This is a genomic window from Kribbella sp. NPDC051137, from assembly GCF_040682535.1.
In the GTDB taxonomy this organism is placed as follows: domain Bacteria; phylum Actinomycetota; class Actinomycetes; order Propionibacteriales; family Kribbellaceae; genus Kribbella; species Kribbella karoonensis.
In genome coordinates this window covers 780,701-793,433 of the sequence record NZ_JBFBBI010000006.1, presented here as the reverse complement: position 1 = coordinate 793,433, position 12,733 = coordinate 780,701, and the positions used below count along the sequence as shown (strand labels likewise).

The 12,733-nt window shown below is 68.2% G+C and carries 12 protein-coding genes; 4 read left to right on the top strand and 8 right to left on the bottom strand.

What is annotated here, in order from left to right; all coding sequences use genetic code 11:
• Positions 1-45: 45 nt before the first annotated feature.
• Positions 46-1,047 (bottom strand): LacI family DNA-binding transcriptional regulator, encoded by a 1,002-nt coding sequence (locus AB0M51_RS34515; protein WP_363752190.1) that lies wholly within the window; start codon positions 1,045-1,047, stop codon positions 46-48.
• Positions 1,048-1,286: 239 nt separating this feature from the next.
• Between AB0M51_RS34515 and AB0M51_RS34510 the strand changes: the two genes are divergently transcribed.
• On the top strand, positions 1,287-1,928 hold the full coding sequence (locus AB0M51_RS34510; protein WP_363752187.1) for a hypothetical protein: 642 nt from the start codon (positions 1,287-1,289) through the stop codon (positions 1,926-1,928).
• A gap of 167 nt (positions 1,929-2,095) precedes the next feature.
• Here AB0M51_RS34510 and AB0M51_RS34505 read toward each other — a convergent pair whose 3' ends face one another.
• A complete protein-coding gene (locus AB0M51_RS34505) occupies positions 2,096-3,382 on the bottom strand; it encodes a citrate synthase (RefSeq protein WP_344191724.1) in 1,287 nt (428 codons plus the stop codon).
• Positions 3,383-3,669: 287 nt separating this feature from the next.
• Here AB0M51_RS34505 and rplM point away from each other — a divergent pair, with 287 nt between their 5' ends.
• The 3 genes from rplM to glmM are packed head-to-tail and all read left to right on the top strand — an operon-like array spanning position 3,670 to position 6,024.
• On the top strand, positions 3,670-4,113 hold the full coding sequence (rplM, locus tag AB0M51_RS34500) for a 50S ribosomal protein L13 (protein ID WP_131286311.1): 444 nt from the start codon (positions 3,670-3,672) through the stop codon (positions 4,111-4,113).
• 35 nt (positions 4,114-4,148) lie between these two features.
• Complete coding sequence (gene rpsI, locus AB0M51_RS34495) at positions 4,149-4,670, top strand: 30S ribosomal protein S9 (protein ID WP_344191726.1); 522 nt, start codon at positions 4,149-4,151, stop codon at positions 4,668-4,670.
• Positions 4,671-4,677: 7 nt separating this feature from the next.
• Entirely contained in the window at positions 4,678-6,024 is a 1,347-nt protein-coding gene (gene glmM / locus AB0M51_RS34490) for a phosphoglucosamine mutase (RefSeq protein WP_344191728.1), read from the top strand.
• 48 nt (positions 6,025-6,072) lie between these two features.
• Here glmM and AB0M51_RS34485 read toward each other — a convergent pair whose 3' ends face one another.
• The 6 genes from AB0M51_RS34485 to AB0M51_RS34460 form a co-directional block, all read right to left on the bottom strand.
• The gene (locus AB0M51_RS34485) at positions 6,073-6,885 is read right to left on the bottom strand and encodes an ATP-binding cassette domain-containing protein (RefSeq protein ID WP_344191730.1); all 813 of its coding nucleotides are present in this window, start codon (positions 6,883-6,885) and stop codon (positions 6,073-6,075) included.
• Positions 6,882-7,721 (bottom strand): ABC transporter ATP-binding protein, encoded by an 840-nt coding sequence (locus AB0M51_RS34480; RefSeq protein WP_344191733.1) that lies wholly within the window; start codon positions 7,719-7,721, stop codon positions 6,882-6,884. The genes AB0M51_RS34485 and AB0M51_RS34480 overlap by 4 nt, the downstream gene beginning before the upstream one ends.
• Entirely contained in the window at positions 7,718-8,650 is a 933-nt protein-coding gene (locus tag AB0M51_RS34475; protein ID WP_344191736.1) for an ABC transporter permease, read from the bottom strand. The genes AB0M51_RS34480 and AB0M51_RS34475 overlap by 4 nt, the downstream gene beginning before the upstream one ends.
• 11 nt (positions 8,651-8,661) lie before the next feature.
• Positions 8,662-9,651 (bottom strand): ABC transporter permease, encoded by a 990-nt coding sequence (locus AB0M51_RS34470; protein WP_344191738.1) that lies wholly within the window; start codon positions 9,649-9,651, stop codon positions 8,662-8,664.
• The gene (locus tag AB0M51_RS34465; protein ID WP_344191740.1) at positions 9,651-11,345 is read right to left on the bottom strand and encodes an ABC transporter substrate-binding protein; all 1,695 of its coding nucleotides are present in this window, start codon (positions 11,343-11,345) and stop codon (positions 9,651-9,653) included. Before AB0M51_RS34465 ends, AB0M51_RS34470 begins: the two co-directional genes overlap by 1 nt.
• Positions 11,346-11,493: 148 nt before the next feature.
• Positions 11,494-12,702, bottom strand: coding sequence for an ROK family transcriptional regulator (locus AB0M51_RS34460; protein ID WP_344191743.1), 1,209 nt, complete (start codon positions 12,700-12,702; stop codon positions 11,494-11,496).
• Positions 12,703-12,733 lie beyond the last annotated feature (31 nt).

Genomic DNA, 12,733 nt, shown 5'->3' with positions numbered 1-12,733 from the left:
CAAACCTTTCGAACGGCGGTACGGCGGAAGCACCCGGCGCAGGGGCTACGCGGATGCGCGGTGGTTCAGCACCCAGGGCATCAACAGCTCCCGGGCCGGCAGCGTCGGATCGTCGATACGCGCGAACAGCGCCTCGACCATCTCGGCGAACTCGAGCTGGTGCATGCCGACGCTGGTCAGCGGCGGCAGGGAGTACGTCGCCTCCCGGGTGTTGCCGGTGCCGATCACGGCCAGGTCGTCCGGCACCTTCACGCCCCGGTCCGCGGCGGCCTGCAGCGCGGCGAACCCGCCCCGGTCGGACTCCGAGACGATCGCGTCCGGCGGATTCGGCCCGGCCAGCAGGTCGCGGACCACCAGCACCGCGTCCTCCCGGGACGCCGCGCCGACCCGGACCAGGTCGGGGTCGACGGCGCGGCCCGCGCGCTGCAGGGCGTCGACGTACCCGAGGTAGCGGTCCTCGCGGGCGTTGCTGTGTGAGAGGAACGCGATCCGCTCCCGGCCGGCCTCGATCAGGTACGTCGTGGCCTCGGCGAGCGCCGACCGGGCGTTGTTGCGGATCACGTCCACGCCGGGCATCCGCAGCGTGTCGCTGAACGCCATCAGCGCCCGGGTGGACCGGCGGGCCGCGGTCAGATCGAGGTCGTCGCTCAGGCTACCGACGAAGATCGCGCCGTCGACGTGCCCGCGGGTGATCACCCGGAGCGACTGCGCCGCCCGGTCGAGACGCCGTACCGGGACCCCGATGACCGAGTACCCGTGCGCGGCGGCGACGTCCTCGCACTCCCACGTCAGCTGGTCCAGCCACGGCCCGACCGGCGGCGCGTACACGATCGCGATCAACTCCGACCGCTGCCGGCGCAGGCTCCGGGCGGCCGTGTTGCCCTTGTACCCGAGCCGCCGGGCAGCCTCCTGCACCCGCTGCCGCGTCGGCTCCGGCAACGGCGTCGTCCGATCCGCCCTGCCGCTCAGAACGTACGAACAGGTAGCCACCGACACCCCCGCGGCCGCAGCCACGTCCCGAAGCGTCGTACGCCCTTCCCTGCTCATGGTGAAAGCATTAACCTGCCTACAGAAGAGAGCAATACCCCTAAGTTGGTTAATTCCCTACACATTAACCACCTGAGCACCCCCAAAGGTCACCGCTCCGCGGCGGCCACCCATCGGCCGCCTCCGGCGGCGTGCGCGGACTGCGGTCACGCGCGGAGGCCCCCGGCGCCGGGTGCTGCGTGTCGGAGCGTCGCAGCCGGCCCGCGCGAAACAGTCCGGCGTGTTGAAGGAGACGACTGATGGTGAAGATCGCAACGAGTGTGCCGCTCGACGACGTACTTGCCGCGATGGTTCGGCACCGGCCGGTCTTCCATTCCGAGGCCGATCTGCAACATGCATTCGCCTGGGAAGCTCACCGTCTCGATCCCGCGCTACAGGTGCGCCTCGAGACTCATCCTGAACCCAACGTTCGCCTGGACCTGCTCCTGTCGCGCTCTGATCTTGATCGACACACGGCGATAGAACTGAAGTATCTGACCGCCCTCTGGAGCGGTGAGTACGCCGGCGAGAAGTTCGCCCTGAAGAACCAGGGTGCACAGGACGTTCGGGCGTACGACGCCGTGAAGGACATTGGCCGACTCGAGCGGTTCGTTCGTCAGCGAAACAACTGGACCGGCGTCTTCATCGCGATCACGAATGACCCGCTGTACTGGCGCGCGCCGACCCACGGCCGCGCCACCAATGCTGCGGCCTTCCGCATCTACGAGGGAAGTGCCCTGTCCGGGCTTCGCGCCTGGGGACCGAACACCGGTGCAGGCACCGTGAAGAACCGAATGGACCCGATCCAGCTGGCCGGTTCTTATGACCTCACCTGGCGCGACTACTCCCGGATCTCCGGAGCGCGAGGGCAGTTCCGGGCCCTTGTGGTCGAGGTTGACTGATCCCTACTGCCGCTCGCGCAGCCGAGTCCGTTCCCGGCGCGTCGGAGCCTGATCCTGGCGCCGACTGCCTTCGCTCGGATTCACGGCCCGCGCACGCCGCCGGAGGCGGCCAAAAGACAGCCGCCGCGAAGCGGTGTCCGATTCGCGGCGGCTGTGGGGAGAACGGGTCAGCGGTCGCCCATGGGGACGTACTGGACGCCGCGGGCTCCGGTGTAGATCTGCTTCGGGCGGGCGATCTTCTGGTCGCTGTCGCCGAGCATCTCCAGCCACTGGGCCAGCCAGCCGGACGTCCGCGGGATCGCGAACAGGACGGTGAACATCTCCGGCGGGAACTGCAGTGCCTCGTAGATCAGGCCGGAGTAGAAGTCGACGTTCGGGTAGAGCTTGCGGGAGACGAAGTACTCGTCCTCGAGCGCGATCTTCTCCAGCTCGACGGCGATCTTCAGCAGCGGGTTGATGCCGGTGACCTCGAAGACGTCGTCGGCGGCCTTCTTGATGATCTTCGCCCGCGGGTCGTAGTTCTTGTAGACCCGGTGGCCGAAGCCCATCAGCCGCTCTTCGCCGTTCTTCACGCCCTCGATGAACGCCGGCACGTTGTCGACGGTGCCGATCCGGCGGAGCATCTTCAGGACCGCCTCGTTGGCGCCGCCGTGCAGCGGGCCGTAGAGGGCCGCGATGCCGCCGGTGACCGCGCTGTACGGGTCGACCTGGGTCGAGCCGATCGCCCGGACCGCGTTGGTGGAGGCGTTCTGCTCGTGGTCGGCGTGCAGGATGAACAGGATCTCGAGCGCACGCACCAGCCGGTCGTCGGCGGCGTACTTCGGTTCGCTCATCTTGAACAGCATCGACAGGAAGTTGGCGGCGTAGCTGAGCTCGTTGTCCGGGTAGACGTACGGCTTGCCCTGCGCGTGCCGGAACGCGAACGCGCCGAGCGTCGGCATCTTCGCGATCAGCCGGCGGATCTGCAGCGCCCGCGACTCCTCGTTGAAGATCTCCCGCGACTCCGGGTAGAACGTGGACAGCGCGCCCACGGACGCGAGCAGCATGCCCATCGGGTGCGCGTCGTACCGGAAGCCCTGCATGAAGGTCTTCAGGTTCTCGTGCACGAACGTGTGATACGTCACGTCGTGTGCCCAGGCCTCGTACTCCGCCTTGTTCGGCAGCGCGCCGTTCACCAGCAGGTACGCGACCTCGAGGTAGTTGGACTGCTCGGCGAGCTGCTCGATCGGGTACCCGCGGTACTCCAGGATGCCCTTGTCGCCGTCGATGAAGGTGACGGACGAACGGGTGGAAGCGGTGTTGACGAAGCCGGGGTCGTAGGTGGCCAGGCCACCGTCTCCGTCGGATGCACTGATCTGCTTGAGATCTGCGGCACGGATGGTGCCATCGGTGATGGCAAGGTCGTAGTCCTTGCCGGTCCGGTTGTCCCGGACGGTGAGCGACTGTTCGGTCACGATGCCCTCTTCGGAAGCTGGCGTCATCGCCTGGATGAATGAGGGTAGATCAGCCGGCGGGACGCGGGTCTGGACTGCAATCTTCACCGCTAAACTAGTGCGGTCCTCAGCTCGTTCCAAGCCGGGGTCGGTTCGGCGGGTCAGCTCACTTTGACCCGCACCTGCCGTCGCCGGTATTCTGGGCTGCTGTTGTGCGTATCAGGTCCAGTACAGACGTCTGTCTTGTCGGCTGACCGCTCGCCGACGTCCAGTTCTAGTCAATCTCTGAGAAACGAAGGTCAACGACCGTGCGCACGTACAGCCCGAAGCCTGCTGACGTCACTCGCGAGTGGCACGTGATCGACGCCACCGACGTCACGCTCGGTCGGCTCGCCGTCCAGATCGCAACCCTGCTGCGCGGCAAGCACAAGCCGACGTTCGCCCCGCACGTTGACGGTGGCGACTTCGTCGTCGTCGTCAACGCCTCCAAGGTGGCCCTGTCCGGCACGAAGCGGACCGACAAGCTGGCCTACCGCCACTCGGGGCACCCGGGTGGTCTGACTGCCACGCCGATCGGCGAGATCCTCGACAAGGACCCGCGTAAGGCCGTGGAGAAGGCCGTCTGGGGCATGCTCCCGAAGAACCGCCTGAGCCGGAAGCTGCTGACCAAGCTGAAGGTGTACGCCGGTCCGGAGCACCCGCACACGGCCCAGCAGCCGAAGCCGTTCGAGATCACCCAGATCGCCCAGTAAGCGATCGACGAACCAGGTAAACGAGGATTCACAGCGTGAGCGACATCACCACCGAGACCGAAGAGTTCGACCCCGAGGTCCCCATCGACAGCGAGGGCCCGGTCGCCTACACCTCCGAGACGAACCCGGCTCCGGAGCAGCGCGCCGAGACGGGTCGGGTCGCGGTCATCAACCCGGCCGGCGCCACTGGTCGCCGCAAGGAGGCCGTCGCCCGCGTGCGGATCGTCCCGGGCTCCGGCAAGTGGAAGATCAACGGCAAGGACCTTGACGTCTACTTCCCGAACAAGGTGCACCAGCAGCACGTGAACGAGCCGTTCGTCGTCGCGGGCCTCGAGGGTTCGTACGACGTGATCGCCCGGATCAACGGCGGCGGCATCACCGGCCAGGCCGGTGCGCTGCAGCTCGGTGTGGCCCGCTGCCTGAACGCGGCGGACCTCGAGGCGAACCGCCCGGGTCTGAAGAAGGCCGGTCTGCTCACCCGCGACGCGCGGATCAAGGAGCGCAAGAAGGCCGGTCTCAAGAAGGCCCGTAAGGCGCCTCAGTACAGCAAGCGCTGATCATCTGATGGGGCGTTTGTTCGGTACGGACGGAGTCCGTGGCCTGGCGAACGTGGACCTGACCGCGGAGCTGGCGCTCGACCTCTCGGTCGCGGCAGCTCACGTACTCGGCGAGGCCGGTGCCTTCGAAGGGCACCGGCCACGCGCCGTTGTGGGGCGGGATCCGCGTGCCAGTGGTGAGTTCCTGGAAGCCGCCGTGGTGGCCGGTCTGGCCAGCGCCGGCGTCGACGTCGTCCGGCTCGGCGTACTGCCGACCCCGGCCGTCGCGTACCTGACCGGTTCGACCGGTGCCGACCTCGGTGTGATGCTGTCCGCCAGCCACAACCCGATGCCGGACAACGGCATCAAGTTCCTGGCCCGCGGCGGGATCAAGCTCGACGACGTGATCGAGGACGCCATCGAGGCCCGGATGGGCGAGGAGTGGCAGCGCCCGACCGGCGCGGCTGTCGGCCGGGTGACGGACGACGGCCAGGGCTTCGAGACGTACGTCGCGCACCTGGTCCGCTCGGCGCCGAACCGGTTCGACGGGCTGAAGGTCGTCATCGACTGCGCGAACGGCGCCGCCTCGGAGACCGCCCCGGAGGCGCTCCGCCGGCTGGGTGCCGAGGTGATCTCGGTCGCCGCCGCGCCGGACGGGCTGAACATCAACCTGAACTGCGGATCCACGCACATCGAGGGTCTGCAGCGCGAGGTGGTCGGGCACCGCGCGGACGTCGGCATCGCGCTCGACGGCGACGCGGATCGCTGCCTGGCGGTGGACGCGAACGGCGAACTCGTCGACGGCGACCAGATCCTCGCGGTACTGGCGCTGGCGATGCGGGACAGCGGCCGGCTGTCGAACGACACCGTGGTCGCGACCGTGATGAGCAACCTCGGCTTCGTCCAGGCGATGGTGCGGGAGCGGATCGCGGTCGAGCAGACCAAGGTCGGCGACCGGTACGTCCTGGAGGCGATGAAGGCCGGCGGTCACAAGCTCGGCGGCGAACAGTCCGGGCACGTGATCCTGTCCGACCACGCCACCACCGGCGACGGCACCCTGACCGCGGTCAACCTGCTCGCCCGGGTCGCCCAGACCGGCAAGTCCCTCGCCGACCTGGCCGGCGCGATGACCCGCCTCCCGCAGGTCCTCGTCAACGTCAAGAACGTCGACAAGTCCCGCGCCGGCACCGACCCAGCCGTCCAGTCCGCCGTCGCCGAAGCCACCACCCGCCTGGGCGACACCGGCCGAGTCCTCCTCCGCCCGTCGGGCACCGAGCCCCTGGTCCGGGTGATGGTCGAAGCGGAGTCCTCGGACACCGCCCACGAGATAGCCCACTCCCTGGCCGACGTGGTCGAGAGTTCACTGAAGCTCTGAAACCTCAAGTGCGCCGGAGAGATCCTTCTCTCCGGCGCACTGCTGTTTTCAGGGCTCGAGTTCAGCGCGGCGTGCGCTGAGGCGGCGTTCGGGGGCGGGGGCGGCTTCGGCGAGGAGCTTGGTGTAGTCGTGTTGGGGGTTGAGGATCACGTCGTCGGCGGGGCCTTGTTCGACGACCTGGCCGTGGTAGAGGACCATGATTTCGTCGCTGAAGTGGCGGGCGGTGGCGAGGTCGTGGGTGATGTAGAGGACTCCTAGGTTTTCCTCGCGTTGGAGGGTGGCCAGGAGGTTGAGGACGCCCAGGCGGATCGAGACGTCGAGCATCGAGACCGGTTCGTCGGCGACCAGGATGGCCGGTTCGGGGGCGAGGGCCCGGGCGATGGCGACGCGTTGGCGTTGGCCGCCGGAGAGTTCGTGCGGCTTGCGGTGGGCGTAGGTCTCGTCGAGGCGGACTCGGCGGAGGAGTTCGAGGACGCGTTCGTCGACCTGGTTGCGGGTGAAGGCCGGGTGGTGGAGTTTCACCGGGCGGGCCAGGTGGTGGGCGATCGAGTGGTACGGGTTCAGCGACGCGAACGGGTCCTGGAAGACCATCTGGACGGCTTTGCGGTACGTCGCTGCCGCCGCGCCGCGGTACTCCATCGGCTTGCCGTCGACCAGGATCTCGCCGGACGTCGGGCGCTCCAGTTGGAGCAGGAGTTTCGCGATCGTGGACTTGCCCGAGCCGGACTGGCCGACCAGCGCGATCGTCCGGCCGGGCTGCAGTTCGAAGCTGACCTTGTCGACGGCCCGCAGTCGCTTGGTCCGCAGCCCGTTGCGCAGCCGGTACTCCTTCACCACGTCGCGCAGCTCGAGCGCACTCACAGTGCCTCCTCGACGCCGGTGCGGACAAAAGCGCCGCGTTCACCGGTCAGGCTGGGGAACGACGACAGCAACCGCTTCGTGTACGGGTGCTTCGGCTTCGTGTAGAGCGTCAGCGCGTCGTCGAGTTCGACGATCAGGCCGTCCCGCATCACCGCGATCCGGTCGCTGATCTCCAGCAGCAGCGGGAGGTCGTGGGTGATGAAGACGACCGCGAACCCGAGCTCGGCCCGCAGCCGGGTGATCTCGCGGAGGATCTCGCGCTGTACGACGACGTCCAGCGCGGTGGTCGGCTCGTCCATGATCAGGACCTGCGGTTCGAGCGCGAGCGCCATCGCGATCATCACCCGCTGCCGCATGCCGCCGGAGAGTTCGTGCGGGTACGCGCGCAACCGGTCGCGGTCGACGCCGACCCGTTCGAGGAGTTCGCCGCAGCGCTCCCGGCGTTCGGCCTTGCCCAGCTCGGGCCGGTGGGTGATGAAAACGTCTTCCAGCTGTTCGGAAACTCGCAGTACCGGGTTGAGCGAGTTCATCGCGCCCTGGAAGACCATCGCGATCTTGTCCCAGCGGAACGCGCGCAGGTCGTCGCCGGTCAGCGCAGCCAGGTCGATGTCGTACCCCTCGCGGGACGAGAACACCACCCGGCCGCCGGTGATCCGCGCCGGCGGTTTCAGCAGCCGGGTGATCGCATACGCGAGGGTGGATTTTCCGCAACCGCTTTCTCCCGCGAGCCCCAGGATCTCCCCGCGCTCCAGGGTGAGCGACACCTCGCGTACGGCGTGCACGGTGGTCTCGGCCAGGTAGTCGATGCTGAGATCCTCGATGCTGAGCACTCTCATGCCTTCACGCTCCACTTGTTGCGCTCGGCACGCGTCTGCGAGCGCAGCTTCGGGTTGATGATCTCGTCGATCGAGAAGTTGATCAGCGACAGCGCCGCGCCGAACAGCGCGATCGCCAGCCCCGGCGGCGCGAACCACCACCAGGCGCCGAGCCGCAGTGCGAGCCCGTTCTGCGCGTAGAACAGCATCGTTCCCCAGGTGAACGAGCCGGACGCGCCGAGCCCGAGGAACGACAGCCCGGCCTCGCCGAGGATCGCGAAGATGACCGCGAACACCACCTGCGAGGCGAGCAGTGGGATCAGGTTCGGCAGGATCTCGACGGCCAGGATCCGCCAGCGTTTCTCGCCGCCGATCCGTGCCGCCAGCACGTAGTCGCGGCTGCGGACGCTCAGCGTGAACCCGCGCAGCACCCGGGCGGACCCGGCCCAGCTGGTGATGGCGAGTACGGCGGCCACCAGCCAGATCGACTTGTTCGGAACGTAGCTGGAGATCACGATCACCAGCGGCAGCCCCGGGATCACCAGCATGATGTTGGTGAACAGCGAGAACGCCTCGTCCGCCCAGCCGCCGACGAATGCGCCGACCACACCGAAGAACGACGACAGCAGCAGCGTGATCGCACCGACCACGACGCCGATGATCAGCGAGCCGCGGGTGGCGTACGCGAGCTGGGCGAACACATCCTGCCCGCTCTGGGTGGTGCCCAAAATGAATCCGTGGCCCGGCCCTGTCAGGCCGATGTCCCGGACCGTCGACGGATTGCCGACCAGGAGCGGTCCGAGCACGCCGAACAGCACGATCAGTCCGGTGAGCGTCAGCCCGACCGCGAGCTTGAGGGTCATCGGCGGAAGCCGGCGCCGGGTCTGCGTGGCCGGCGACGGGCCGTCCGCCGCGGCGGTCTGTGCGGCCCCTTCAGTGGTGACAGTCATAGCGCCCTTCCTCAGGACCGCGCACGCGTGCGGGGGTCGATGACGCCGTACAGGAGGTCGACGAGCAGGTTCGCGCCGAGGACTGCGAGTGTGATGATCAGGAAGACGCCCTGCATCAGCGCGTAGTCGTTGTTGCCGACGGCAAGCAACAGCGCGGACCCGATCCCCGGGTACCCGAACACCGCCTCGGTCACGATCGACCCGGCGACCACGAAGCCGAGCGAGATCGCGAATCCGGAAACCGATGGCAGAATCGCGTTCCGGGCCACGTACCGGGACCGGATCCGGCGCGGCGTCAGGCCCTTCGCCTCCGCGGTCACGACGAAGTCCTCGGACAGCGTCGAGACCATCATGTTCCGCATCCCGAGCATCCAGCCGCCGATCGAGGAGATCACGATCGTCAGCGCGGGCAGCGCACCGTGGTACAGCACGGACTGCAGGAACGGCAGGCTCCAGCTCGGCGTCACGGAGTACACGTCGTACCCGCCGCTCAGCGGGAACACCGGCCAGCTGCTGGCCAGCAGGAAGAGCAGCAGCAGCGCGAGCCAGAAGTACGGCACCGACTGGAGCATCGTGGTGAACGGGATCAGGTTGTCGATCCAGGACCCGCGCCGCCAGCCGGCCGCGCGGCCGAGCAGGATCCCGACCGCGAACGAGATGACGGTCGCGATCCCGATCAGCCCGACCGTCCACGGCAGCGTCTGGCCGATCACCTGCGAGACCGGCGCCGGGAAGTACGCGATCGACGTACCGAGGTCACCGGTCAGCAGGTGGTGCAGATACCTCCAGTACTGCGTCCAGAGCGAGGAGCTGGTGTCCGTCCCGAGCAGCGCCTGGATCGCGGTCCGGGTGGTCGGGGTGACCGGGCCTTTCGTCGCGAGCTTGGAGAGCATCAGATCGACCGGGTTCCCCGGCATCAGCCGGGGAATCAGGAAGTTCAGCGTCAGCGCCGCCCAGAGCGCGACCACGTAGAAGGCGAGCTTCCGGAGCAGGTACCGCATCAGCTGGCGGGCTTGATCGTCTTGAGGACGATGCCGGCGTCCCACGCCTTCCACGCCGCGGGCAGCACGTACAGGTTGTCCTTGGTCGGCCAGCCGGTCGCACGCGAGGTGTTGAACTCCGTGAGCATCGAGTTCACGTAGACCGGGATGTACGGGAGCTGCTCCGCGATGATGCCCTGGATCTTCGCGTACTCCGCCTTCTGCGCGGCCTGGTCCGTGGTGCCCGCGGCCGCGGTCAACGCGGCGTCGACGGCGGGGCTGGAGAACCGGGACTGGTTACCGGCCGAGGCGCTCTTGCCGACCGGCGCGGTGTTCGTGGTGGCGAGCTTGCTGTCGTAGGTGAAGTACGGGTTGGTGGACGCGCCGAGGCCGACCGAGTCCAGCGACAGCTGGAACTTGCCGTTGGTCTGCGCGGCGTTCCACTCGTTCCACGACACCTGGCTCGGCTTGAGCTCGATGCCGACCGCGGCGAGCTGCTGCTTCAGGGTGTCGTTGATCAGGATGTAGTCGCTCCACCCGGTCACGGTCTGCACGGTCAGCGACAGCCGCTTGCCGTCCTTGGTCCGGACGCCGTCGCTGCCCTTCGTCCAGCCGGCCGCGTCAAGGGCCTTGTTCGCCGCGTCGGTGTCGGCGCTCTGCGGGAGTTTCGCCGTACCGGCGTCCGCGATCCACTGGTCGTCGCGGCCCGGCAGCAGCATGGTCGGCGAGCCGACGCCCGCGACGCCGCCGCCGGCCAGCTTCGCGAGCTGCTCGCGGTTCATCGCCAGGTAGATCGCCTTGCGCACGGCGGGATCCGTCTGCGGGCCGGTGCAGCCGAGGGCGGCGTTCGAGCAGCTCACGATGACGGTCGTCATCACGGGCGTGTTCACGTACGTGAGGTTCTTGCCGGACTTCATGATGTTGTCGATGCCCGGCAGGTACGCGCTCGCCCAGTCGACCTTGCCCGCGACGAGTGCGGCGCTCGCGGCGTCCGCGGACGTGACCGGGAGGTACCGGACCTCCTTGATCGTGGGCTTGCCGGCTTCCCAGTACTGGTCGTTCTTCGTCAGTACGAAGCTCTGCGGCGTGTAGGACTTCACCTTGAAAGGCCCTGTGCCGACGGGGTTCTTGTTGAGGTTCGTCGTCGGGTCCTTGATGTCCTTCCAGATGTGCTCGGGCACGATCGCCTGGTTGGCGAGCACGGCCGGCTCTTGCATCAGCGACTTCGTCTTGAACGTCAGTACGGCGGTGTCGTCCGACGTGGCCTTCGCGGTCGCGGCGAGACCGGACGGGTTCAGCGCGGGCGTCTTCGCGACCAGATTGAAGGTGAAGGCGACATCCTTCGCGGTGAACGGCTGGCCGTCGTTCCACTTCACGTCGTGCCGGGTCTTGATCGTCAGCTCGGTGCCGGCGGCGTTCCAGGAGAAGCTCGACGCGAGGACCGGCGTGGGCTCGGACTGCTTCGCGAAGTTGTACCAGTACAGCGGCTCGTAGATGACGCCGAGCGTCGGCTGCAGCGCCGTACTGCTGAACGGGTTGAAGTTCTCGGTGGTGATGTCGCCGGCCGCGACCGTGATCGAGGCGTCCTTGGCGGTGCCCTGGCTGCCGGTGGCGGCGCCGTTGCAGGCGGCGAGCAGCAGAGCGGTGGCGGTCACGACGGCAGCGGCGCTCACCAGGCGCCGGCCGCGGGTTCGGTTCGTCGGGTTCCGGAGCATTGATCAAATTCCTTTCCAACGCGGTCTTCGAACGCGTCACCCGGCACCCGCCAGGGAAGCTGGCCGTAACTTAGTTCGCCTAACAAAGAAGGCGCAAGGGGTCAGCGCGGTAACGATTTCGACACCAGGAGTGTTTGGAAAGGGTTTGCTAGGCAGAGATCGCGCGCTCGGAGCGGAGCATCATCAGCGCGGCGCCGATCGCGGCCGCGTCATGGCCGCGTTCGTCCAGCACCACCTCGGTGTTCACGGCCCGCCCGAACGCGGAGCTCATGATCCGGTCCTGGATGATCGGCAGGTAGATCGTCCCGGCGACGGCGAACGCCGGACCGGTCAGCACGAGCAGCTGGACGTCGTACATGTTGGTGATCGTCTGCGCGCCGAGGGCGAGCCAGGACGCGGAGTCGCGCAGGATCGCGTCGGCCCGCGAGTCCCCGGTCAGCGCCAGCCGGGCGATGGCAGCGAACGCCGCGACCCCGGTACGGCGCTGTGACCCGAGGTCGAGGCCCGCGGCCCGGGCCTTCGCGACCACCGTGGCCGGACCGGCGATCGCCTCCAGGCAACCGGTGCTCCCGCACCAGCACCGCGGCCCGCCGATCTGCACGCAGATGTGCCCGACCTCTCCGGCGTTGCCGTGCGCGCCCTGGTAGACGTTGCCGTTCAGCCGCAGGCCGGAGCCGATGCCCTCGCTCATGAACAGCCCGGCCATCACCGATACGTCGTGGCTGGTGGTGAGCCGGGTTCCCGCGGCGGCCGCGGTCGCGTCGTTCTCGAGCAGCGCGGGCAGACCGAGCCGCTCCTCCAGGCGCTCGTGGATCGGGAAGCCGACCCAGTTCGCCATGCTCGGCGGGGCCGAGGTGACGCCGAGGTTGCGGATCAGCGGGCCGGGACAGACGAATCCGAGGCCGAGGATCAGCTCCGGGTCGACGCCGGAACGCTCGATCAGCTCGGTGGTCTCGGCGGCGATCCGCTGCACCACCTGCTCCGGGTCGCTCTCGTCGCCCGGACCGGCCCGCCGCCAGCGCGCGAGCACCCCGCCCGCGTAGTCGACCAGCACGTACGTCAGGCTGTCGGGGCTCAGGTGGACGCCGACGACGTACCGCGCGGCGGCGCGGATCCGGAGCAGCGTGCGCGGCTTGCCGCCGGTGGACGAGCCGCGGCCGGCCTCGTCGACCAGGCCGTCGTCGATCAGTCGCCGGACCAGCGTGGTGACCGAAGGGGCGGTGAGGCCGGTGATCTGGGTGAGTTCGACCCGGCTGACCGTGCCTGCCGAGCGGATGCTGTCCACAATGAGGGCACGGCTGTTCGTCGGCGCCGGGTCGTAGCCCGGCGATCGCGACGCGTCGCTGACCTGCTGCATCGGGACATCCGCAATCTGTCGAGTTTGTTAG

Bases quoted from the DNA above. Each gene is read 5' to 3' on its own strand.
- AB0M51_RS34460 (WP_344191743.1), bottom strand. From the start codon at position 12,702: ATGCAGCAGGTCAGCGACGCGTCGCGATCGCCGGGCTACGACCCGGCG.
- AB0M51_RS34470 (WP_344191738.1), bottom strand. From the start codon at position 9,651: ATGCGGTACCTGCTCCGGAAGCTCGCCTTCTACGTGGTCGCGCTCTGG.
- glmM (WP_344191728.1), top strand. From the start codon at position 4,678: ATGGGGCGTTTGTTCGGTACGGACGGAGTCCGTGGCCTGGCGAACGTG.
- AB0M51_RS34510 (WP_363752187.1), top strand. From the start codon at position 1,287: ATGGTGAAGATCGCAACGAGTGTGCCGCTCGACGACGTACTTGCCGCG.
- AB0M51_RS34480 (WP_344191733.1), bottom strand. From the start codon at position 7,721: ATGAGAGTGCTCAGCATCGAGGATCTCAGCATCGACTACCTGGCCGAG.
- AB0M51_RS34475 (WP_344191736.1), bottom strand. From the start codon at position 8,650: ATGACTGTCACCACTGAAGGGGCCGCACAGACCGCCGCGGCGGACGGC.
- AB0M51_RS34465 (WP_344191740.1), bottom strand. From the start codon at position 11,345: ATGCTCCGGAACCCGACGAACCGAACCCGCGGCCGGCGCCTGGTGAGC.
- AB0M51_RS34515 (WP_363752190.1), bottom strand. From the start codon at position 1,047: ATGAGCAGGGAAGGGCGTACGACGCTTCGGGACGTGGCTGCGGCCGCG.